Source organism: Actinomycetes bacterium (assembly GCA_036000965.1).
GTDB lineage: Bacteria > Actinomycetota > CALGFH01 > CALGFH01 > CALGFH01 > DASYUT01.
The window spans coordinates 86,876-109,123 of sequence record DASYUT010000124.1; the positions used below are offsets into that span (position 1 = coordinate 86,876).

The 22,248-nt window shown below is 73.9% G+C and carries 15 protein-coding genes; 6 read left to right on the plus strand and 9 right to left on the minus strand.

The genetic code is table 11. The features are described from left to right. The first annotated feature begins 295 nt into the window (after positions 1-295). On the plus strand, positions 296-1,282 hold the full coding sequence (gene glk / locus VG276_10615; GenBank protein ID HEV8649832.1) for a glucokinase: 987 nt from the start codon (positions 296-298) through the stop codon (positions 1,280-1,282). Beyond that, positions 1,275-3,014: an arginine--tRNA ligase gene (argS, locus tag VG276_10620; protein HEV8649833.1), complete on the plus strand. Its 1,740-nt coding sequence runs from the start codon at positions 1,275-1,277 to the stop codon at positions 3,012-3,014. Before glk ends, argS begins: the two co-directional genes overlap by 8 nt. A 204-nt stretch (positions 3,015-3,218) precedes the next feature. Here argS and VG276_10625 read toward each other — a convergent pair whose 3' ends face one another. Then, on the minus strand, positions 3,219-3,593 hold the full coding sequence (locus tag VG276_10625; GenBank protein ID HEV8649834.1) for a PaaI family thioesterase: 375 nt from the start codon (positions 3,591-3,593) through the stop codon (positions 3,219-3,221). Between the two features lie 244 nt (positions 3,594-3,837). After that, positions 3,838-6,366, minus strand: coding sequence for a hypothetical protein (locus VG276_10630; GenBank protein HEV8649835.1), 2,529 nt, complete (start codon positions 6,364-6,366; stop codon positions 3,838-3,840). Positions 6,367-6,770: 404 nt separating this feature from the next. Between VG276_10630 and VG276_10635 the strand changes: the two genes are divergently transcribed. Both VG276_10635 and VG276_10640 read left to right on the plus strand, forming a co-directional pair. After that, positions 6,771-8,645, plus strand: coding sequence for an ABC transporter ATP-binding protein (locus VG276_10635; GenBank protein ID HEV8649836.1), 1,875 nt, complete (start codon positions 6,771-6,773; stop codon positions 8,643-8,645). Beyond that, positions 8,642-10,468, plus strand: a complete 1,827-nt coding sequence (locus VG276_10640; protein HEV8649837.1) for an ABC transporter ATP-binding protein — start codon at positions 8,642-8,644, stop codon at positions 10,466-10,468. The genes VG276_10635 and VG276_10640 overlap by 4 nt, the downstream gene beginning before the upstream one ends. Positions 10,469-10,655: 187 nt before the next feature. Here VG276_10640 and VG276_10645 read toward each other — a convergent pair whose 3' ends face one another. Together VG276_10645 and VG276_10650 are read right to left on the minus strand one after the other, a co-directional pair. After that, positions 10,656-11,684, minus strand: coding sequence for a patatin-like phospholipase family protein (locus VG276_10645; GenBank protein HEV8649838.1), 1,029 nt, complete (start codon positions 11,682-11,684; stop codon positions 10,656-10,658). Between the two features lie 110 nt (positions 11,685-11,794). Further along, a complete protein-coding gene (locus VG276_10650) occupies positions 11,795-12,883 on the minus strand; it encodes a Glu/Leu/Phe/Val dehydrogenase dimerization domain-containing protein (GenBank protein HEV8649839.1) in 1,089 nt (362 codons plus the stop codon). 297 nt (positions 12,884-13,180) lie between these two features. On the opposite strand from VG276_10650, the gene VG276_10655 reads away from it, so the two are divergent. Beyond that, positions 13,181-15,049 carry a hypothetical protein gene (locus VG276_10655; GenBank protein HEV8649840.1) on the plus strand — a complete coding sequence of 623 codons (1,869 nt, stop codon included), beginning with the start codon at positions 13,181-13,183 and terminating at the stop codon, positions 15,047-15,049. Between the two features lie 169 nt (positions 15,050-15,218). After that, complete coding sequence (locus tag VG276_10660; GenBank protein ID HEV8649841.1) at positions 15,219-15,938, plus strand: polysaccharide deacetylase family protein; 720 nt, start codon at positions 15,219-15,221, stop codon at positions 15,936-15,938. 14 nt (positions 15,939-15,952) lie between these two features. Here the strand turns inward: VG276_10660 and VG276_10665 are convergent, their stop codons facing one another. The 5 genes from VG276_10665 to VG276_10685 all read right to left on the minus strand — a co-directional run bounded on the left by VG276_10665 (position 15,953) and on the right by VG276_10685 (position 21,429). Then, the gene (locus tag VG276_10665; protein ID HEV8649842.1) at positions 15,953-16,912 is read right to left on the minus strand and encodes a CapA family protein; all 960 of its coding nucleotides are present in this window, start codon (positions 16,910-16,912) and stop codon (positions 15,953-15,955) included. Positions 16,913-17,600: 688 nt separating this feature from the next. Then, entirely contained in the window at positions 17,601-18,158 is a 558-nt protein-coding gene (locus tag VG276_10670; GenBank protein ID HEV8649843.1) for a rhodanese-like domain-containing protein, read from the minus strand. 927 nt (positions 18,159-19,085) lie between these two features. Then, positions 19,086-19,826, minus strand: coding sequence for a hypothetical protein (locus VG276_10675; protein ID HEV8649844.1), 741 nt, complete (start codon positions 19,824-19,826; stop codon positions 19,086-19,088). Beyond that, entirely contained in the window at positions 19,786-20,580 is a 795-nt protein-coding gene (locus VG276_10680) for a ParA family protein (protein HEV8649845.1), read from the minus strand. Before VG276_10680 ends, VG276_10675 begins: the two co-directional genes overlap by 41 nt. 234 nt (positions 20,581-20,814) lie before the next feature. After that, complete coding sequence (locus VG276_10685; protein HEV8649846.1) at positions 20,815-21,429, minus strand: glycosyltransferase family 4 protein; 615 nt, start codon at positions 21,427-21,429, stop codon at positions 20,815-20,817. Between the last annotated feature and the right edge of the window lie 819 nt (positions 21,430-22,248).

The following is a 22,248-nucleotide window of genomic DNA, read 5'->3' on the forward strand; positions in this document are numbered from 1 at the left end:
GTCTCCGTGGTCCGTCTCCGAGGTCCGTCTCCGAGGTCCGTCTCCGTGGTCCGTCTCCGAGGTGTTTCGACGCCCCCAGGCCACCGTGCCCCCTGCTCAGGCCCTGTGGAACGGCACATGATCATGGAGGCGGACCACCAGCACGTGCAGAACCAAATAAAGTGCATGCTGCGTGGAGCTGCTCGAGGACGTCGAAGCAGAGGCAACAGGCCATGACGAACCGGCCAACCAGCCACACCACCGTCACCGGTGGCGCATGACGGCAGGGCGGGCGCCACAGCCCGCGGGTGACAGCATGCTGCTCGCCGGCGACGTGGGTGGCACCAAGACGGTCCTTGGGATCTATGCCGAGGACCGTGGGCCGCAACGGCCGCTGGCCATCAAGACCTATCCGTCCGCCAAGTACCCATCACTGGACGCGATCGTCCGGGAGTTCCTCGCCACCGTCCACGTACGGGTCGACCGGGCCTGCTTCGACGTGGCCGGTCCGGTCACGGCCGGCCGCGCGGAGCTGACCAACCTTCCCTGGACGCCCCTGTCGGAGCCCGCCCTGGCGGGGGTGCTCGAGCTGCGCCGGGTCAGGCTGCTCAACGACCTCCAGGCGATCGCGCTGGGCATCACCGAGCTGCCCCCCCGCGACCTGCGCACGCTGCATCGGCGCAAGCCCAGCCCGGGCGGCGCGATCGCGGTCGTCGCCCCGGGTACCGGGCTCGGCGAGGCGTTCCTGACCTGGGAGGCCGACCGCTACGTCCCCCACCCGTCCGAGGGTGGCCACTGCGACTTCGCGCCCGCCGACGAGCGCGAGGCCGACCTCCTCCGCCACCTGCGCCGGCGGTATGGCCACGTCAGCTGGGAGCTGGTCTGCTCGGGCCTTGGCATCCCCAACCTCTACGACTTCCTCGCCGGCACCGGGTTCGCGCGGGAGGCCGAACCTGTGGCCGGCAGGCTCGCGACCGCCCCGGACCGCACCCGCGCCATCGTGGAGGCTGGCATGGACCCGGGGTCGGGGTCGGCGCTGTGCGCCGAGACCCTGCGGATGTTCGCCGGCATCCTTGGGGCGGAGGCGGGCAACCTGGCCCTCACCGTGCTGGCCCGGGGCGGGATCTACCTCGCCGGCGGCATCCCCCCGGCCATCCTGCCGCTGCTCCGCAACGGCCCGTTCCTGCCCCGCCTGCACGCCAAGGGACGGCTGACCCAGGTGGTGGCGGCCATGCCGGTCCATGTCGTGACCGGCCACGCCGCGCTCGTCGGCGCCGCCACCGCGGGCCTGCGCGATGGCTGATCCGCAGGTCGAGCTTGGAGCTCGCCTTGCCGCCGCGATCGTGGACGCGTTCGGAGACGAATGGGCCGGCGTCGACCCGGTCGTCCGCCAATCGGACTTCGGCGACTACCAGGCGAACGTTGCGATGGGGCTCGGGAAGACGCTTGGACGGGCTCCGAGGGACGTGGCCGCCCAGATCGTGGCCCACGTGGATGTCGGCGACATCTGTGAGACCGCGCAGGTGAGTGGCCCGGGCTTCGTGAACCTGACGCTGCGAGATGACTGGATCGCCAGCAGGGCGAGCGAGCTGCTCGCCGACGTTCGCCTCGGAGTCTCGCCGGCCACGAGGCCGGAGACAATTGTCGTGGACTACTCCGCTCCCAATGTGGCCAAGGAAATGCATGTTGGCCACCTTCGCACCACGATCATCGGCGATGCCCTCACGCGCGTGCTCGGCTTCCTCGGCCACCGGGTCATTCGCCAGAACCACATCGGTGACTGGGGGACGCCGTTTGGCATGCTCATCGAGCATCTCGTCGACGTCGGCGAGGGGCAGGCGGCCGCCGAGCTGTCCACCGGCGAGCTCACTGCCTTCTACCAGCAGGCGAGCGCCAAGTTCAAAGCCGACGAGGCCTTTGCCGACCGTGCCAGGCGCCGTGTCGTGGCGCTGCAGCGGGGTGAGCCAGCGACGCTCCGGCTCTGGCTGGTCCTTGTGAAGGGCTCCGAGCGGTACTTCACCACGGTGTACGAGCGGCTTGGAGTGCTGCTCACGCGAGCCGACAGCGACCCGGAGAGCTTCTACAACCCCGCGCTGCCGGAGGTCGCCGCCGAGCTCCAAGCAGCCGGGCTGGCCACCGTCAGCGAGGGGGCGTTGTGCGCGTTTCCTCCTGGCTTCTCGAGCCGTGACGGCAGGCCGCTGCCCCTCATCATCCAGAAGCGCGACGGCGGGTATGGCTACAGCGCAACTGACCTCGCCGCCGTGCGCTTCCGAGTCCGTGAGCTGGGCGCGGGCAGGCTCGTCTATGTCGTCGGCGCGCCCCAGGCTCTGCACTTCGCTATGGTGTTCGCGGTCGCACGCCAGGCCGGGTGGCTGGACTCCGAGCGCGGCCGCGCCGAACATGTCGCTTGCGGTTCAGTTCTTGGTACTGACGGGAAGATGCTGCGAACCCGGAGCGGTCGGCCGGTCAAGCTTGCCGCCCTGCTGGACGAGGCGGTCGAGCGGGCCGCCGAGTTCCTCGCTGCACGCGCGGAGCTGAGCTCCGAGACCCAGGCCGCTGTGGCACGGGCAGCCGGCATCGGGGCCATCAAGTACGCCGACCTGTCCTACCACCGCGAACGTGACTACGTCTTCGACTGGGAGCGCATGCTCTCCCTCGACGGCAACACGGCTCCCTATCTCCAGTATGCCAACGCCAGGATTCACTCGATCTTCCGCCGGGCTGGCAGCGACCCAGGCGAGATCGCAAGCACCCAGCTCGTGCCTGGTCACCCGGCCGAGCGGGCGCTCGCCCTCAGGCTGCTCGGCTTCGACAATGCCGTGTGGAATACGGCCGACACCCTCGAGCCGCACCGGCTGTGCACCTATCTCCACGAGCTGGCTACCGACTTCACCGGGTTCTACGAGCGCTGTCCGGTGCTCGGCGCCGAGCAGGAATCTGTCACCCGCTCCCGCCTGGGGCTGTGCGCCCTGACCTCCAGAATTCTCGAAAAGGGTCTTGACCTGCTGGGCATCGAAGCTCCGCAAGAGATGTAGCCCGGCATCCTCATGAACCAAGATCGGCTGGACGTGGGCCGGCAACACCCGCTGAAGAAATGGAGCGTGAGGTGCGCCAGAGCGGCATGGCCGACCCGATGATCGTCCACTGGCCCAAGAATACGAAACCAAAGAGACCCCGTTGATCTCTGGTACGTCGTTCCGGAGTGCCACGCACTGCTTTGCAAGTGATTCGTAGGACTCTCAGGCCTGGCCAGGTGCGTCAACGTTCTGCAGACGCACCTGACCGCGAGCCACAGCCTTGCCGTCCTGCGCGCGGGTGATGACGACCTGCCAGAGCTGCTGGGTGCGGCCTTGCTGGATCGGTTCGGCAACAACGTTGAGGCGTCCCTCACGTGCGGGACGCAGGAAGTCGGTCACATTGGTGACGCCGACAGCGAGCTGCCCGCGATCCTTGATCGCCTGGTAGGCCCCGGTGGTGGCAAAGGTCTCGATGATCGCGGTGTACACACCGCCGTGCACCAAGCCCCATGGCTGGTGATGGTCGGCCCCGACCTCGAACCAGCCAGTCACGTAATCTCCGCGCTCCTCGTCAAAGTGCGCACCGAGCAGGCGCATGAACGCGCTTTGTCCCTCCGGCTCCGTCGTGGTGACCGACGATGCTGCCACTATCGGCTCCTTACGTTTCGAATGCTTGTCGCCTGTCACCGAGGCTACCCTGGGTGAACCCTGGGTGCCGGCCTGACCGAGTCCTGGTCGCGACGAAGGGCTGCGGCCCCGCCGCCAGCTCCGCGCACCCCGTTCGTTTCGTCATCTCGCCGGCTCCTCCCGTGGCCACCACTGCGACAGCGCCACCAGCGTGCTAATGGGGGGCGTCGAAGGTGCCGTCCTGCTCCAGGTCCTGGAGCCGCCTGCGGAGTTCGCGGAGCTGGGTGAGCCGACGCTCTGTGGTCGCCCCGAGCCACAGCAGCAGCAGGCCGGCGGCGCCGATCGTGACCCAGCGTGGGAGCTGGGCGGCGACCGGCGCAACGGTGTCCACACCCAGCCCGACGAGCGTGACCGCGCCGAGCACCAGCGGCGCCTGGAGCCTGGCGCGGGCGCCGACCAGCACGACCAGCAGCGCGCCACCGGTGAGCAGCAGCGGGCGGGCCACGCCGCCCCGGTCGATCACCAGGTCGAGACTGGGCAGGAGCGCCACCGCGAGCCCAGGCCCAAAGGCAAGCCACGAACTGAGCTGCGTCCGACCTCGGCGCGCCACCACACCCGCGACGAGGGCGACGGCGGCCGCCGGCAGCGTGTACGCCTCCAGGAGGGTCACGTCGGCGACGGACAACCATGCCCAGGTCGCGGCCACCGCCGCCGCCGCGCCGCACCACAGGTAGCCGCGGCGGGCAGGCCGCACCGCGGCGACAAGCAGCATCGGGACGGCCGCGGTCAGCGCACTGGCCAGCCAGCGCTCCTTCCCAGCCGTGAGCAGGACGCCCAGGACGAGGCCGGCAAGGCCGAGCGATTCGGCGACCGGACCTTCCCCCGTGCCCTGCCGCCAGAGTGCTCCGGCCACGAGCACGGCGCCCGCCGCGACGGCTACCGCCAAGCCCGCCTCGGGTGCTCCCCCGCCCGCGCTCACGACCGTGGCCGCGCTCTCGCCGAGCACGGCGCCGGCTGCGACAGCGGCGTAGCCGCGGCGCAGCCACGGGGTTCGGGACGCCCCGGCAGCGATCGCCGCCGCGGGAGCGAGCACACCAAGAAACCCGAGCGTGCCGGCCTCGGTGGCGAGCGCCCACGAGGTGGCCAGAACCACCAGCACGGCTGCGCAGCCTGCAAGGGTGTGGGCCGCCGGGCTCCCCTCACCCCGGTCAACCAGCACCGCCCCAGCTCCTCCCGCGAGCGAGGCGGATGCCGTGAGGAGCAGTGCCGTCCACAGCGGCCATCCGGCCGCCAGCGGGAGCACGGCCACGATGCCCACGGCCGCGGCCGACACGACCATGCCGGCCAGTCGGGGCGCGATGACCCGCGACCCGCGTGCCGGCGCGGCTGCGAGGCCAGCTGCGCCGGCGCAAGCCAGCAGTGTGATGACGGCCGGGTAGCCCCCGCCGAGACCGCCCTCGGCGGACCAGAGGCGTTCGACCGCGTCGGAGGCGTCCGAGGTGAGCCGCGCCGTCCACGGGTCAGTGGCCCACGCCAGCGGGGCGACCAGCGCCTCAAGCAGCGGTCCGAGCAGGCCCACCACGCCCACGGCGAGGGTGGCGCCAGCCGCCAGCGTGTTACCACGCTCAAGCGCCCGCGGCAGCATGCGACCCAGGCCGACGGCGGCAGCCCCGAGCACGGCCACCGCCGCCAGCAGCGCCCACGACCTCCACTCCGCCGCAAGAAGGATGCCGCCGCTGGCGAGCAGCGCCCCTGCCGCGACCGCCACCAGCCCGTCCAGCGCGGCACGGCCCACCCGCCCGATGAGCATGGCGCGGGCCGCGGCAGGCGCCAGCGCCATTGTGGCAAGGGCCGCCGCGGGCCCGGCCGCGCTTGCGGCGTCCCCAATGGGCGGGGACTGCAAGACGGCGCCGAGGGCGGCGAACTCGAGCACGACGGCGCCGACGCCGAGCGCAACCGCGGCCAAGCGCCACGCCCTGTTCTCAGCCAGCGTGGCACCCCCCGCGGCGGACGCGGCGGCCACCAGCGCCAGCCCGACGCCGACCGTCCAAGGGGCGTCGGCGACCGTCGCGACGACCAGCACCGCGCACGCCTGGGCGAGCACCGCCGCGGCGAGGCGCTGCACCCGCAGCCACCGCGCCGCAGCCGCCGCGACCGCCGCGCCGATCCCGGTGCCAAGCGCCCACCACGCCGGCACCGACCAGGCGGCCGCCACCCCGGCGCGCCGGACCGCGTACCAGTCGACCAGCCAGAGCGCCAGAGCCAGCCCGCCGAGCGCCTCGGCAGTGGCGGGCAGGCGACGACGGGTGGCTGTGGCGCCCACCGCCGCCACAAGGGTGACGCCGGCGAGCAGCCCGGCGCGGCCCGCGTCGCCAAGGCGGATCCACGCCACCACGGCGAAGATGAGCGCCGCCAGCGCCACCAGGACCGACCCGAGCCACAGCAGGACACCGCGCACCAGCTCCGGACGCCACTCGCGCGGAGGGCCGGGTGCGGCCCGGGCGGTCTCGGAAGCCAGCACCTGGAGCAGACGGCTCTGCTCGAGCCGCAGGGAGGCGGCCTCCGCCGCCAGCGCCCGCTGCTGCTCACCGATCCCGTCGAGGCGGTGCACCACCACGCGCAGACGTGCGGCGTCGGCGCCGAGCTGCTGCAGCCCACACCAGGGACAGCGGGCGGACTCACCGGTGAGGCGCAGGCAACGCGGGCACCATCGTGTTGTGGCTGCATGCTCCGCATCAGTCATGCCCGGTCCTTTCGCTCGGCCATCCCTGCTCCACAGGATGATCATCGCCGGGCGCCCTCACCAGCCGGTCTTGTGCTCATCTTCGGCGCCGAAAAGCGCCCAGCGATGACTGGGTACTTCCCGCATCTTCGGGTCCCCTGGGGGCGCTGTTGCATGGGGCCGTACCCCATATCCAGCGCGCCCGCCACGATGAACGAGTTGTCCGAGCTGGAGCTCGTGGAGCGCTCGGGCGCCACGGTCCAGCAGATCCAGCGGCTGGGTGCCTTCCGGCGTCCGGGCCCGGGGCGCCTTCCGCCGTCCGGGTCGGGGTGCCGGCCGGCACCCCGAGTCGCGGCAGACCTGGCAGAGCGGGCAAGGCAGGTAATTCGGATGCGGCTGGCAGGGCGCGCCGCTATGGTCGGGGGATGGCGTCAGGACCGGGGGGCTTCGCACGGCTGCGCTCGCTGTGGCGGGTGCGCTCCTACGTGCGGCCCTACGCGGCCCAGATGGTCACCATGGCCGCGGCCGCACTGCTCGGGGTCGGAGCCGGGATCGCCATCCCGCTGGTGACCAAGTCGGTGATCGACGGGCCGATCGCCCGTGGTGACCGGCCCCGCCTGCTGCCCCTCAGCCTGCTCGCGCTTGGCCTGGGCGCCGCCGAGGCGCTGCTCACGTTCGTGCGCCGCTGGGCGCAGTCGTCGGCCGCGCTCGGCGTGGAGGCTGCGATGCGCAGTGACCTGTACCGGCACCTGCAGCGGCTCCCGGTCTCCTTCCACGACCGCTGGCAGTCCGGCCAGCTGCTGTCCCGCGCGGTCGCCGACCTCTCGGTCATCCGCCGGTTCATCGGCTTCGGCGTGATCTTCATGGTGGTCAACGCGCTCACCTTCGTCACCGTGATCGTCCTGCTGGTGCGCCTGTACCCGCCGCTGGGGCTGCTCGTGCTCGCCTCGGCCCTGCCCATCGTGTGGCTGTCCGCCCGCTTCCAGCGGGCCTACATCGGCGTCTCCCGCCGGGTCCAGGACCAGCTCGGCGACCTCACCACCCTGGTCGAGGAGTCGGCCACCGGCATCCGGGTCATCAAGGCGTTCGGCCGCCGCGGGCTGGTCGGCGAGCGGTTCGGCCGGAGCGCCCGGCGCCTCCACGACTCGGCCCTGGAGAGCGTCCGCCTGCGGGCCCGGTTCTGGGCGGTGCTCGACCTCGTCCCGAGCCTCACCCTGGCCGTGGTGCTGTGCGTCGGGGCGCTGGCCGTCGCCCAGGGCAGCCTCAGCCTGGGCGGGCTGATCGCCTTCATGTCGCTCCAGCTGCTGCTGGTCTGGCCGGTCGAGGCGCTCGGCTGGCTGCTGGCCAACGGCCAGGAGGCGGCCACCGCGGCCGAGCGCGTCTACGAGGTGCTGGACACCCGGTCCGACATCGTCGACCGGCCCGGCGCGGCCGCCCTGGCCCGGGCCCGCGGGCACCTGCGCTTCGAGCGGGTCGGGTTCCGCTACCCGGGCGCCGACCGCCCGGTGCTCCACGACGTCACCCTCGACGTGCGCCCGGGGGAGACCGTGGCGCTGGTCGGCGTGACCGGGTCGGGCAAGACCACGCTGGCCTCGCTGGTGCCCCGCCTGTACGACGCCAGCCAGGGCCGCATCACCCTCGACGGCGTCGACCTGCGCGACCTGCGGCTGTCCTCGCTCCGCGCCCACGTGGCGGCCGCATTCGAGGAGCCGATCCTGTTCTCGGCCAGCGTCCGGGAGAACCTGCTCCTCGGCGCGCCCGGCGCGAGCGAGGACGCGGTCGCCGAGGCGCTCGCCGTGGCCCGGGCCGAGTTCGTGCTCGACCTGCCCTGGGGGCTGGACACCCGCATCGGCGAGCAGGGCCTCAGCCTGTCCGGCGGGCAGCGGCAGCGGCTCGCGCTCGCCCGCGCGGTGATCGCCCGCCCCCGCGTCCTGGTCCTGGACGACCCGCTCTCCGCCCTCGACGTGCACACCGAGGCGCTCGTCGAGCAGGCCCTGGCCCGCGTCCTGCACGGCACGACCGGGCTGGTGGTGGTGCACCGGCCGTCCACGCTGGCCCTGGCCGACCGGGTCGCGCTGCTCGAGGGCGGCACCATCGCCTCGGTCGGCACCCACGGCGAGCTGATGGCGTCCGTGCCGTCCTACCGCGCCATCCTCTCCCAGGAGGCCGGGACGCCGGGCCCAGGCCGGGCGCGGGTGCCAGGCGACACCGAGGCGCGGGTGCCAGGGGACACCGGGGCGTGGGTGCCAGGGGACACCGGGGCCCGGGTGCCCGGCGACACCGGGGCGCGGGCCTCGTGAGCGCCCAGGGCCTGGGCCAGTGGCGGGGGGTCGCCGCCGAGCAGGCCGATGAGGTGCCAAGCGGCGTCTCGGCGCTGCTGCGCTCGCGCAGCAGGCGGCTGCTCGGCTCCCTGCTCCGCCCCCACCGGCGGCGGCTCGGGCTGCTCCTGGCGGTCGTGCTGGTCGAGAACGCCGCCGCCATGGCCGGCCCCTACCTGGTCAAGCTCGGCATCGACCGGGGCATCCCCCCGGTCACCCGGGGCGGCGGCGCCGGCCCGCTGGCCGCCATCGTGGCGCTGCTGGTGCTGGCCGCGGTGGTGCAGGCGGTGACCCTGCGGGTCTTCCTGGTGCAGGCCGGCCGGCTCGGCCAGCAGCTCCTGTACGACCTGCGCACCCGGGTGTTCGACCACTTCCAGCGCCTCAGCCTCTCGTTCCACGAGCGGTACACCTCCGGGCGGGTGATCTCGCGCCTGACCTCCGACATGGACGCCATCGCGGAGGTGCTCGACGGCGGCCTCGAGGAGGTCGTCACCGCCGTGCTGTCGGTCGCCAGCATCGGCGTGATCATCCTGCTCCTCGACTGGCCCCTCGGCCTGGTCACCCTCTGCGTGTTCCCGCTGCTCCTGCTGCTCACCCGCTGGTTCCGGCGCAGGTCCGCCGCGGCCTACCGGCGCACCCGCGAGGCCGTCGCGCTCGTGATCGTGTGGTTCACCGAGTCCCTCGGGGGCATCCGGGCGGTGCAGGCGTTCCGGCGCGAGCCGCGCAACCAGGAGATCTTCGACGGGCTGAACCGCGACTACCAGGCCGCCACCATGCGGTCGTTCCGGCTCCTGGCCGTCTACGGGCCGACCATCAAGCTGCTCGGCAACACCACCGTCGCGGTCGTGCTCCTGTACGGCGGCGTCCGCGCGCTCGACCAGCAGATGACCGTCGGGGTGCTGGCGGCGTTCCTGCTCTACCTGCGGCGCTTCTTCGAGCCGATGCAGGAGCTGAGCCAGTTCTACAACTCGCTGCAGTCAGGCGCGGCCGCGCTCGAGAAGCTCGCCGGCGTGCTCGACGAGCCCCCGTCGGTGCCGGAGCCGCCGCAGCCGGTGTCCAGGTCGAGGGCGGCCCGGGGTGCCGTCCGCTTCGAAGGCGTGCGCTTCGGCTACCGCGACCGGCCGGTCCTGCCCCACCTCGACCTCGACATCCCGGCCGGGCAGACGGTCGCCCTGGTGGGGGAGACCGGGGCGGGCAAGACGACCGTCGCCCGGCTGCTCGCCCGCTTCTACGACCCCCAGGCCGGCCGCGTCACCCTCGACGGCGTCGACCTGCGCGACCTGGCCGAGGAGGAGCTGCGGCGGGCGGTGGTGATCGTCACCCAGGAGAGCTTCCTGTTCTCGGGCACGGTCGCCGACAACGTCTCCTTCGGCCGCCCGGGCGCCTCCCGGGCCGAGGTCGAGCGGGCGGCCCGCGCGATCGGCGCCCACGGCTTCATCGCGGCCCTCCCCGACGGCTACGACACCGACGTGCGCAAGCGCGGCGGCCGCCTCTCCGCCGGCCAGCGCCAGCTCGTCGCGTTCGCGCGCGCCTTCCTGGCCGACCCGGCCGTGCTCGTCCTCGACGAGGCGACCTCCTCGCTGGACGTGCCGAGCGAGCGGCTGGTGCAGCGCGCCCTGCGCACGATCCTGGCCGACCGGACCGCCGTGATCATCGCCCACCGCCTGTCCACGGTCGAGATCGCCGACCGGGTGCTGGTCGTCCACGGCGGTCGCGTGGTCGAGGACGGCACCCCGGCCGGCCTGCTCGCCGGCCCGGGCCGCTACGCCGACCTGCGCCGTGCCTGGCTGGACAGCCTGGCGTGACCTGGCGACCGCCTGACCTCACCACGGCCTGGCCTGGCGACCGCCCGGCCTGGCCACCGTCCCGCCTGGCCTGAACACCGCCTGGCCTGAACACCGCCTGGCCTGGCCTGAACACCGCCTGGCCTGGCCACCGTCCGGCCTGACCTGACCACGACCAGCCTGGCGACCGCCTGACCTGGTCGGCCGCTCAGGCGGGGATCGCGGCCCCCGCCTGGTCGCCAGTAGCCGCCCGCCGGTGCTTCTGCAAGTAGTCGGTGAACTTCCAGCGGTCCAGGAACTTGGTGCCGGCCTTGCGGCCCTGCTCGTACAACCGGTCCTGGGTGTCCTCGTCGATGTCGAAGTCAGTCGCCTTGACGCCGAGACTGTCAACGAACATCGTCCGGTCCACGACCGCCGGGTCGTCCAGGTGCATCTGGTCGTGAGCGGTGGACATCGTGCCCACCAGGGCCATGGCCAGCTCGAGGGGACCGTCGATGTGCGGCGGGTCAGCGCGCAGGTTGGCGTCCGGCCTGGCCGACAGCTTCACCCCGAAGGTCGGCCAGCGCGGATCCTGGCCGTCCCGCCGGTCGAACACGTCGATCGGGAAGTTGGAGAGCATGCCGCCGTCGGTGAGGTAGACCGGGCCGTTGCGGCCGGCCACCTGCAGCTTGCAGGGCTGGAAGAAGAACGGGATCGACGCCGACGCCCGCACCGCGTCGGCGACCGGCAGCTCGTCGACCTGGTCCTGCGGCGTCCCGATCAGGTGATAGTCCCAGGGCAGCCGCAGCAGCCTGTTGTCGGAGACGTCGGAGACGATGACGACCAGCTTGTAGGCCTGCTCGGGCCGGAGCGCGCTCCGCGGGTCCTCCTCGGGGGTGATCCGGAGGTCGCCCCAGGTGCGCCTGCCGGCGGCGGCGAGCTGGGCCGAGACCCAGTCGTGGAGCCAGTCTCCCTTGTAGATGCCCTTCCTGAGCAGCAGGTTCGCGCCCTTGCCAAGGACCCCGAAGCGGCTCAGAAGGGTCTCGTCGCGGAACTTCCGGTAGTCGAGCTCGCGCATCAGCCGCTCGAGCTCGTCGACCTCGATCCCTGCGGCGACCAGGCACCCGGCCACGGCACCGGCCGACGTCCCGGCCACCCGCGGGAACTCGTACCCGGCCTCGCGCAGCGTGCTGATCGCGCCGACCAACCCGATCCCCTTGACACCGCCACCCTCGAGGACGAGGTCCGCCCGTTCCATGCCAGCCTCCCATCGTGCGTGGACAGTCTGTCCTGGGTGGAGAGAGGCTGACGGCGCCGCCCTGATACACACGACCGGCCGGGCCGGCGCCCGCGGCACCCGACCACGGGTCAGCGTGCGCGTCTCGGGGTCGGCGCGGGCAGGTGGATGCGCCCGCCGGCGCGGGCCCGGGCCTCGGCGATGCGGCGCTCGGCGAGCCGGTCGGCGGCGACCGCCGGGGGGACCCCCTCGTCGGCGGCCAGCCGCAGCACCCGGCGGGTGGTGTCGAGGATCCCGGCCGCCCGGGCCCGGGCCCGTGGCTCGGAGTAGCCGCCGATCTCGTCGGCCACCTGGATCAACCCCCCGGCGTTCACCACGTAGTCGGGCGCGTAGAGCACGCCCCGGTCCTCGAGCAGCTTCTCCACGCCCGGGGCGGCGAGCTGGTTGTTGGCCCCGCCACAGACCACCCGGGCCTGAAGCGCGGCCACGGTCTGGTCGTCGAGCGCGCCGCCGAGCGCGCAGGGCGAGAACACGTCGAGCGCGAGCCCCGGCAGCGCGTCCACGGCCACCGCGTCGACCTCGGGGCAGGCCGCCCGAACGCGCGCCACGGCCGCGGCGCTGACGTCGGCGACCACCACCGACGCGCCGCCGGCGAGCAGATGCCCGACCAGGCGGCGGCCGACCTTGCCGACGCCGGACACCCCGACCCGCCGGCCCGCAAGCGTCGGCGTGCCCCAAACCGCCTCGGCGGCCGCCCGCATGCCCTGGAACACCCCCAGGGCGGTGAGGATCGAGGAGTCGCCCGCACCCCCGGCCGCCGGGGAGCGGCCGGTGACGAACGCGCACTCGCGCGCGACCACGTCCATGTCCTCAACGTAGGTGCCGACGTCGCAGGCGGTGAGGTAGCGTCCCCCGAGCGACTGCACGAAGCGCCCGTAGGACTCGAGCAGCGCCTCGGACTTGTCGGTCGCGGGGTCCCCGAGGATCACCGCCTTGCCGCCGCCCAGGTCCAGCCCTGAGCACGCCGCCTTGTAGGCCATGGCCCGGGACAGGTCCAGGACGTCGGCGAGGGCGTCAGCCTCCGACCGGTAGGGGTGGAAGCGGGTGCCGCCCAGCGCCGGCCCCAGCGCCGTCGAGAAGATCGCGACGATCGCCCGCAGGCCGGTCGTGGGGTCCTGGCAGAAGACGACCTGCTCGTGCCCGGTCTGCCGATCGAACACCGTCACGCGCGTGCTCCTTCGCCTCTCGTCGCGTCCAGGGCGCCGGTGCTCCGGCACGACCACTGATTCTCGGGCCCGGCCCGAGCCGGAGGCAAACCGGCAGCGGTCCCCGGCGGACCCTCCGCCCCTGGCTCAGACGCCGGCCGGGGGCGCGGCCGTGGCCAGGCGCCGGCAGGGGCGCCGCACGACCGGCATCGACGGGCAGGCCATGCCGGAGCCCCGGCTCGCCCACAGCCGGTGGTCACCGGCTCGACCGGGGTGATAGCTTGCTCCGAATCGCGGAGGGAGGATGCGGGGATGGCGCGCCGAACGCTCGTCGTGGTCATGGCGCTCGGCCTGGTCGCGGCGTTCGCCCTGCCCGCCCAGGCGAGCTGGACGGTCGGCCCGGCCGCCACGGTGGCGCCGTCCGGGTGCCGCCCGGCCCGGACAGCCGGCGACGCCGCCGCCGGCCCCGACGGCGTGGTCCGCGGCTTCGCCAGCTTCCAGGGCGGCACCTGCCCCGGCGCGGCCGGTCTGCGCTGGTTCGAGGGGCCCGGCGGGCACTGGCGGCAGCGGGTCGCGCCCTACCAGGGCCGGGTCCTCGCGGCCGCCGACGACGGCGCCTCCACCTGGGTGCTCTACGCCGCCGCGGACGGCACCCGCCTGGCCGCCGCCACCCGCGCGGGCGCGTTCGGCCCCAGCACCAAGCTGTCGGCCACCGCCGCCTTGGCCGGCGACCTGGTCGCGGCCGGCGGGCGCTGGTGGGCGGTGTGGACCGAGCGCACCAGCGCCAGCGGCCTTGTCTCCCTGTTCCAGGCCAGGACGCTCGGCGCCGCGGTGGCGCGGCAGCGCGTCACCGTCTCCGCCACGGTCGACGGCCATCCGAGCCTGGCCAGGGCGGCCAGCGGCACCGCCGTGCTGGTGTTCGACCGCACCAACCCGGCGACCCGGCGCTCCGACCTGATCATCGGCCGCAACCCCGGCAGCGCGTGGCAGTGGCGCTCGCTCACCACCGACGGGGCCTCGCGGAGCCCCTCGCTGGCCATGGCCGGGCAGACCACCCACGTCGCCTGGCAGCGCGGCACCCGGATCGTCCACACCGACAACGGCACCGGGACCTTCCGGACCCACACGTTCGCCACCCCGGGCGCCGGACCGAGCCTGGCCGTCTCCGCCAGCCGGGTGCACCTGGCCTGGACGATGGCCCGCACCGGCAAGCCGCCGCACGTCTTCCTGGCCGAGCGGAGCGGCAGCAACTGGGTCGGCAGCGACGTCACCCCGGCGGCCGGCACCCCCGAGACCGCGCTGGCCGTGGCCTCCTCCGCCGGCACCGCCACCGTCCTCGGCGCCGAAACGGCGCGCCTGTGGGCCAAGACCCAGGCCCGGCCGGGCACCGCCTCGTTCCGGCGCCTCGGCGCCTGGGTCGACTACCTCGACTACAGCCTCGACCCGGCCGCCGCCGTGCGCGACATGGCCGCCAACGGCGTGCGCACCCTCTACCTCGAGACCGCCCGCTACAACAGCACCAGCGACATCCTCTTCCCGGCCAAGGTGGGGGAGTGGATCGAGCGGGCTCACGCCGCCGGGATCAAGGTCGTCGGCTGGTACTTCCCGGCCTACAGCGAGTACCTCGACCTCGACGTGCGCCGCACCCTGGCCGTGGCCCGCTTCCGCAGCCCCACCGGGCAGCGGTTCGACGCCCTCGCCGTCGACATCGAGTACCAGGCGGCCAGCAGCGGCCCGGCCGAGTTCAACGCCGGCGTCACCACCCATCTGGCCCGGGTCCGGGCCAACCTCGGCGGCAGCTACCCCATCGGGGCGATCGTGCCCGCGCCGCTCGGCATGGCCCTCAACCCGGCCGCCTGGTCCGGGTTCCCGTGGGCGGCGGTCGGACGCTACGCCGACGTCGTCCAGCCGATGGGCTACTGGTCCTACCGCAGGGACTGCCCGGCCAACCCTCGGCACTGCCCCTACCAGTACACCACTGGCAACGTCGCCGCCGCGGCGCGCTCCACCGGCCTGCCCGTGCACGTCATCGGCGGGATCGGCGACGCCGTCAGCACCACCGGCGTGAGCGACTTCGTCCGCGGCGCCCGCGACGCCCGCGCCCACGGCGGCAGCCTGTACGACTACCGCACCACCGCACCCTCGTTCTGGCCCGCCCTCCAGCAGCTCAACCAGCTCTGACCAGCGCGAACCGCACCGGCGGTGGTAGCCGGCCGGTGGTGCCGACGGGCAGGTGGGCGCCGGCTGCTCACGGCGGGCGGCCGGGACCCGGGTGGAAGGCCCGGCCGCTTCTCCTATGCTGGGCCCGGCAGGGATGCGCCAACAGGGATGCGCCAGCGGGGAGGTGGACATGGCGCGGGCGGTCGCGCTGCTCGCCGGGGCCGGTCTGGCGGCAGCGGCGGCGCACCTTGCGCCGGCGCTCACCGCCTTCGAGCCCGTGCGGCGGCGGGCAACCCCCAGGCTGGCCGGCAGCGGCACACCCGGCCATGTCGCGCTGACCTTCGACGACGGTCCCGTCCCAGCATCGACCCCCGCCTTCCTGCGCGTCCTGGGCGACCTGGGCTGGCGCGCCACCTTCTTCATGCTCGGCGAGGAGGTACGGCGGTCGCCAGGCCTGGCCGCCGAGGTGGTCGCCGCCGGCCACGAGGCCGCCGTCCACGGCGACCAGCACCGCAACCTGCTCCGGCGGCCACCGGCCGCCACCTTCGAAGACCTCCGCCGGGCCTGCGACGCCGTCGCCTCGGCCACCGGCACCGAACCGGCCTGGTTCCGCCCGCCCTACGGCCTGCTGTCCGGGACAGCCGCCCTCGCGGCCCGCCTGCTCGGCCTCCAGCCGGTCCTGTGGACCACCGAGGGACGCGACTGGCGGGCCGAGGCGACCGCCACCAGCATCATCGCCGACGTGGCCGCCCACCTCGCCCCAGGCGCCACGATCCTGCTCCACGACTACGCGAGGAGCGGGTCGTGGCGGGCCACCCTGGAAGCCCTGCCCCGCCTGGCCGAACTGCTCCACCGCCGGGGCCTGGTCGCCGGGCCGCTCGCCGACCACGGGCTCGCCCGGCCGGGCTGACGCCGGCGCCGGCCTCAGCGCCAGCTCACCACCAGGCGGCCGCCCGACTCGGCCACCTCGGTACCCAAGGCCGCGCACGCCTGGTGGAACCGCCGCCGCACCCATGCCGCGTCCCGACCGCTGGCCAGGGTCGTGCGGCAGTAGCCGAGGCGGAGCGGGACCGCCTCCAGACGGACCGGGCCGCGTTGGTCGACCGTGACCAGGAACAGCAACCCCAGGTCGTTGCGGAGCCGGGCGTCGACCGCGTAGTCGTCGAGGAAGTCCCCCAGGTCGTAGAGCACCGGCCCCGCCACCCCATGGAACACGTGCGCGGAGTGGCCCGCGACCAGCGCCGCGCCCGCCCTGAGCAGCTCCGCGGCGCAGCGGCGGACGTATGGGAGCGGCGCCGTGGTCATGTTCGGGCCCCAGTGCGGGGTGACCAGCACCGCGTCGGCGTCCGCGTCGGCGTGCCGGACCGCGCCCGCGAGCCACCCTGGCACCCCTCGGGCGAGGTCGGCCCAGGCCACTCCGGGCCGACCAGGCCCGGCCGCGAAGTCGGCCGGGTGGTCGGTCACGCCGACCACCGCCAGGCGGAACCCGCCTGCCTCCAGCACCGCCGGGCGCCTGGCCCGGTCGGCGTCGGGCCCGGCCCCGACCACCGCGATGCCGGCCTGGCCCAGGTGGTCGAGCGTGTCGAGCAGGGCCTCGACGCCGAAGTCGAGCGCGTGGTTGTTGGCCAAGGTCACGCAGTCCACGCCCAGCCCCACCAGCGTCTCGACCGCCCGCGGCGGGGCCCGGAAGAAGAACGGCTTGCCAGGCGCCGGCCAGGGGCTGCCCCGCTCCGACACGCAGCACTCGAGGTTGAGCACGAACAGGTCGGCCGACCGCGCGATCTCGGCCACCTCGGGTGCCACGAGCACCTCCGGCGGCGTCCCAGCCAGGGCCGCCGCGACCTTGCGGCCGAGCATCGTGTCCCCGGCCAGGGCGAGAAGCAAGCCGGTACCTCCCCAGGGCGACCCGCTCCGGTCCGAGGTCGCTGCGGTCAGGACTGAGGCTCGCGCTGTGCGCCCCCGCCTCGACGAGTACCGGCGCCACGTCGAAGTGTAGCCAGGGCGGCACGAACCGGGAATCTGAGGACGGGAGGTGAAGGCGCCCGTGACGCGGCGCGGTGGGCGCCGACCGATGGGACAGGGTAAACGCCGCGGGACGAAGATCAGTAGAACTGCGCAGCTCGGTGTGGGCCGATGTGGCCATGGGTAGGTCACGACGCGAACACGCGCAGACAACCAGTAGACCCAGCAAGGGAGGTCGAGATGGACGTCGTGACGCTGCTCGGCACGCTGCTGTTCGTGGCGACGCTCGCCTATCTGCTTGCGCGCGCCTTCGTGCTCGTCGGCCCTCCCCGTTCCTACCGCTACCGGCGCTGACGCGACGACACGGTCGAGCGTACACGGCCAGGTCGGTCTCCCTGCGGTACCAGGTGGCCGAGAAGATCACGTCGCCCGGTTGGTAGACGCTGGCGATGTCCGGCTGGTGGACGCTGGCGACGCCGTCGCCGAAGGCGGTCGCCAAGGCCAGCCCTGAACGACCAGCGGCATGAGGGCGCGGCTGGACATCGAGCTCGGGCCCGCACCCCGAGGCCGCCCGCAGCCGCCGCCGGGTGAGGTCGTCAGCGACGGTGGGCTATCGGCCGATGAGCGCGGCCTCGACCGGGAAGGATCCACCGCCGGCTGGAACGGGAGCGGATGGCGTGGCTGGCGGGCCACTGGCCGTGCTGTGCTGGTCGTCTGGCTGGCTGAGCTGGCCTGGCGCTGGGGGCCAGCCGTGCCCGGACCAGCCGTTGTCGCAGTGAGGACAGGCACCGTTCAGCTCCCGCCCGCGCGGGCTGTGCCCGTGTGGCCAGCGACGGTCGGCAGCGGCGCCCACGGTGTTGCCCTCGACTGGGTACCCGGCGTCCTCCCAGTCGACCAGCCCACCCGCGTAGCACCAGACATTGCGGTAGCCGTGGGCGCTGAGGGCGTGGTAGGCGGCGGTGGTGTTGATGCGATGATGGTTGTTGGCGTAGACGATGATCTCGTCGTCGCGCTGGAGCTCGCGGAGTGCGCACCGGGGGCTGGGAAAGCCGAGCGAGCCGGGAATGTGCTTGGCGCGGAACTCCCAGGGGCCAACGGCCATGACCAGCTTCACGTCCTGGTTCGCGTCCAGCCTGCCCTTGAGTTCCTCTCGGGTGATCAGCTGCATCGGGTCCTGTCCTGTTCCTGTCCTGTTCCTGTCCTGTCGTGTCCGGTCCTGTCGTCCGGGCCGCTCGACGTCGGTGGGCCCTGTCCTGTCGCGTGGTCCACGCAACATCCCTGTCGCGCCGACCACGCAACATCGGTGCAGCAGCCGCCGGCCTTGTCGGTATCGAGATCGAGGACCCGTCGTGGATCCCCGCCTGCCAGGAAGAGCCAGGACGCCTTGCCCTGATACGTCGGCGGCAGGTGAAGCTGGCCCGCAGCGCCGATCGCGTCGCAGGCCGCCGTCCTGGTCGCCGTTGGAACCCCAGGTCGGGGAGGCCCCGGCCGGCCGGGCTGCAAGCACCGGCCGGCCGGGGTGGTCCCTCCCCTGACCGGGAGGCGGCGCTGCGACACCCGCCCCCCGGCTTCTCGCCTAGGCGCGAGCGACTGCGGCCAGGTCCATCGACCAGAAGAGCAGCGCCCAGGACGCCGATCGGACCTCGGGTGGGGGCGGGACCCTGACCAAGCGGCCGCCGTACTCCAGCGCAACAGGAGCTGGGCGGCCGCCTTGGCGGTCACCGCCAGGTCGAGGATGCTGATCTCGCCGTGCCTGGCGGTCATCGTCCAGGCCTTCGCCTGGGTCGCTCCATCAGGAGCAGTGGCGGGATGGCGAGCAACGCGGCTGCCACACCCATCCAGAGCAGGCTAGAGTTCATAGGTCGGCCTCCTGCGAGAGGTCGGCCACGCCCGGGGGAGAGCTGCAACTCTCGCCCCGGGCACCTAACGTCCGGGGCTCCCGGCCGTGCTGGTCGAGGCATTCTGCTACGCACGGACCCTTGACGCCAGTTGTGACGCTGCCGGCGCGGCTGACCGCCCGGCCAGGGTGGACCGGAGGCCGCGTCGACCTGGAGCACACCGGTCCGGACTGGTGCGCCGCCCTCAGCCCGGGGCGCTATCGGCCGGGGCGGCGGGGGAAGGGGCGGCCGCGGTTGTGCTGGTCGGCGAGCCGGTCGACCTCGGTGCGCAGGGCCTGCTCGGCCAGTTCGGCCAGGGTCATCCGGCCTGGGCCGGATGACAGGTGGGCGGCGGCGTCCCGGAGGGCGTCGAGGACGTCGGGGGGCAGCGAGAAGCTGGCCCGCACGCGGGCTGGCCGCGCGGCCGGGGCCGGTGGGCCGGGGAGCAGGTCGTCGAGCGCGTCGAAGATCGCGGTTCCCCCGGTCCCGGCGGTGCCGGTCCCGCGGGCGCCGGTCCCCCGGGCGCCGGTGCCGGTCCCCGGCCCGCCGGCACCGGCCGCGCGTGCGGGCGGAGCCGGGGGGCCGGGGAGCAGGTCGTGGAACGGCTCGGGGCTGCTGCTGCGGCGGGCGCGGGTGGTTCCCGGACGGGCTGGCGGGGCGGATGGTGCCGGTGGGGCGGCGCCGCTCCGGTCGGGCTCGCCCCGGTCGGGCTCGCCCCGGTCGGGCCCGGCCCAGTCGAGTGAGGACCAGTCGAGCCCGGTTGGCTCCGGTCCGGACCCGGGTCCGGGAAGGAGGTCGTCGAGCGCGTTGTACAGGCCCATCCGCTTGGGCCTGGTGGTCCGCTTGGGCGGGCCTGGCGCGGGATGGGGGGTCCGCTCGGCGCCGGGCCGTGCTGCTGGCGGTCCGGGTAGCAGGTCGTCAAGCGCGTTGTACGCGCCCATCCGCTTGCGCCTGACCATGCGCAGCGCTCCTCGCGTCGAACTCGACTGCGGCGGCGCGGTAGTCGGCTGCCGCGGCGCTGTCGGGGGCGTAGGTGGTGACCGGCTGCCGGTGGCCGGGTGCTTCGGCGACGCGGACGCTGTCGCGGATGCTGGTCTGCATGACGATGTCGCCGAACCGCTGGCGGAGCGCGTCGCCGATTTCCCGGGACAGGGTGGTGCGGTCGACCTGGCAGGGGAGGACGGCCGACAGGCGCAGCCGCCGGTTGAGCCGGACCTTGACGGTGTCGATGGTCTGGTTGAGGGCGACCAGGCCGCCGAGTGGCATGACCCGCGTCTGGACGGGGATGAGGACCTCGTCGCAGGCGGCGAGGGCGGAGTAGGAGAGCAGCCCGAGCGCTGGGGGGCAGTCCATGAGGATGACGTCCCAGGCGCCGGCTGGGAGCTCTTCCACGGCTTGGCGCAGGATCATCTCGGCGCCGGCCTGGGTGGCGGCGTTGCGTTCGGCTCTGGTCATCCAGGATGAGGAGGGGACGAGGTCGAGGCCTTTGACTTCGGTGGGCCGGACGGCGCCGTCCAGGGGCGCGCCGTTCTCGAAGACTTCGTAGAGGGCTCGGGCGTCGACGGTGCCGAGCCAGGTGCTCGCGTTGGCCTGCGGATCGAGGTCGACCACGAGGACCCGGCGGCCGAGCTCGGCGAGCGCGGCGCCGAGGTTGACCACCGTGGTCGTCTTCCCGACTCCGCCCTTCTGGTTCGCGACAGCGACTCGCCGCACGGGGCTACCACCTGTGGAGAGGCTTCCTACGGGTCGGCAGCCTACAACACGACGATGCCGTCGCGTGGCCGGAACCGTGGCTTTCTGCCAAGCGTGCTGGAGGATCGAGGGTCAGGGTACCCGCAGGCGTTCGACACTGACGGCCCGGCGCGTGGCCGGCCGCGGGGGACTGGCGAGGGCCTGACGGCCTGGCCGGCCGCGGGTACTGGCGGGGGCCTGACGGCCGGCGCGCCCTCATGGCCTGGCCGGGCGCGTCTCCTGGTAGGCGCCGGTCACGCCGGCTACCACCGCTTCCAGGGAGTAGCGGGCCCGGCTCACGTGCCAGCCGGCCTCGCCCATCCGGGCCCGCCCGGCTGGGTCGTTCGCCGCCGCGACCAGCGCGGCGGCGAGGGCCTCCAGGTCGTCGGGAGGCACCAGCCAACCCGTCTGGCCCGGCTCGACGATGGTGGCCGGGCCGTGCGCGTCCACCGCGACGACCGGCAGCCCGCACGCCATCGCCTCCACCAGCACCTGGCCGAACTGCTCCCGCACCGACGGCAGGACCAGCAGGTCGGCAGCGTTGAGGGCGCCGGGCAGGGTGTCCTGGGGCCGCCAGCCGGCCAGGAACACGTCGGGCACGCCGGCGTCGCGGACCTCGTCGAGGGGGTGCCGTCCTTCCAGCTCGCCGGGGTGGCCGCCGAGCAGCACCAGCGGCGCCCGGACGCGGAGCTGGTGCCGGGCCAGGGCGTAGGCGCGGATCAGCAGGCCGACGCGTTTGACGGCGGTGAACCGGCCGACGTAGAGCAGCACCGGCCCGTCCTCCCGGAAGGCGTCCAGGTCGCGTTCTGCGTAGCGGACGCTGCCAGGCACGCCCGACCCGTCCCACCCCGTGTGGGTCCTCCACCAGCCAGTGGCGCCAGAACGCCACCCGGTCGTCGCCGCGCGCGGGGCGGCGGTCGAAGCGGGCCACCTCCACCCCGTTGGGCACGCAGGTCACCCGGGCGGGGTCGACCCCGAGCAGGCTCCTGGCCTGCGCGGCGGCGTCGGGGGACTGGACGATGACCCGGTCGCAGTCCCGGGCCCACCGGCCCATCCGCTCGGCCCAGGACCGGGCGTAGGTCCAGTGGGGCGGCGGGCCGGCCTCGATCTCCCTGAGCATGAGCAGCTCGGTGCCGTGCAGGTGGCCGACGACCGGGACGGTGGGAAGCGAGCGCGCCGCTGCCTCGTTGGCCGGGGTGAGGTGGTGCAGGTGGAGCACGTCGGCGCTGGCCGCGCCGGCCTGCCCGAGCTCCTTCTCCCAGGCCGAGACCAGCCGCTCGTAGGCGCCGTCGCCGACCGGGGCGAACACGCGGTCGGGCGCGCCCGGGCGGTCCTCGTAGGAGGGCTGGAACGGCACGTCCGCCTCGACCGGGTCGGGGAGGTCGGCCGCGGCGGTGTAGTCGACCGGCCGGACGCGGGTCCCGGCGAAGAAGTCGGGCGCGTGGGTGGGGTCGCCTGGGGCGCCGAGCGAGCCGGCGACCAGCGTCACGTCCCAGCCGGCGGCGGGCAGCAGCCGGGCCAGGTGGCGGGCGACGTAGGCGGAGCCGCCCCGCGGGAAGAAGAACAGCGCCATGGCCACCCTGCGGGCAGCGGGCTGGCGTGCGGGGCTCATGGGCGCAACCTACCCAAGCCCGGGTGCGGGCGCAAAGC

Bases quoted from the DNA above. Each gene is read 5' to 3' on its own strand.
- VG276_10675 (HEV8649844.1), bottom strand. From the start codon at position 19,826: ATGGTCAGGCGCAAGCGGATGGGCGCGTACAACGCGCTTGACGACCTG.
- VG276_10645 (HEV8649838.1), bottom strand. From the start codon at position 11,684: ATGGAACGGGCGGACCTCGTCCTCGAGGGTGGCGGTGTCAAGGGGATC.
- VG276_10660 (HEV8649841.1), top strand. From the start codon at position 15,219: ATGGCGCGGGCGGTCGCGCTGCTCGCCGGGGCCGGTCTGGCGGCAGCG.
- VG276_10655 (HEV8649840.1), top strand. From the start codon at position 13,181: ATGGCGCGCCGAACGCTCGTCGTGGTCATGGCGCTCGGCCTGGTCGCG.
- VG276_10625 (HEV8649834.1), bottom strand. From the start codon at position 3,593: ATGCGCCTGCTCGGTGCGCACTTTGACGAGGAGCGCGGAGATTACGTG.
- glk (HEV8649832.1), top strand. From the start codon at position 296: ATGCTGCTCGCCGGCGACGTGGGTGGCACCAAGACGGTCCTTGGGATC.
- argS (HEV8649833.1), top strand. From the start codon at position 1,275: ATGGCTGATCCGCAGGTCGAGCTTGGAGCTCGCCTTGCCGCCGCGATC.
- VG276_10670 (HEV8649843.1), bottom strand. From the start codon at position 18,158: ATGCAGCTGATCACCCGAGAGGAACTCAAGGGCAGGCTGGACGCGAAC.
- VG276_10635 (HEV8649836.1), top strand. From the start codon at position 6,771: ATGGCGTCAGGACCGGGGGGCTTCGCACGGCTGCGCTCGCTGTGGCGG.
- VG276_10630 (HEV8649835.1), bottom strand. From the start codon at position 6,366: ATGACTGATGCGGAGCATGCAGCCACAACACGATGGTGCCCGCGTTGC.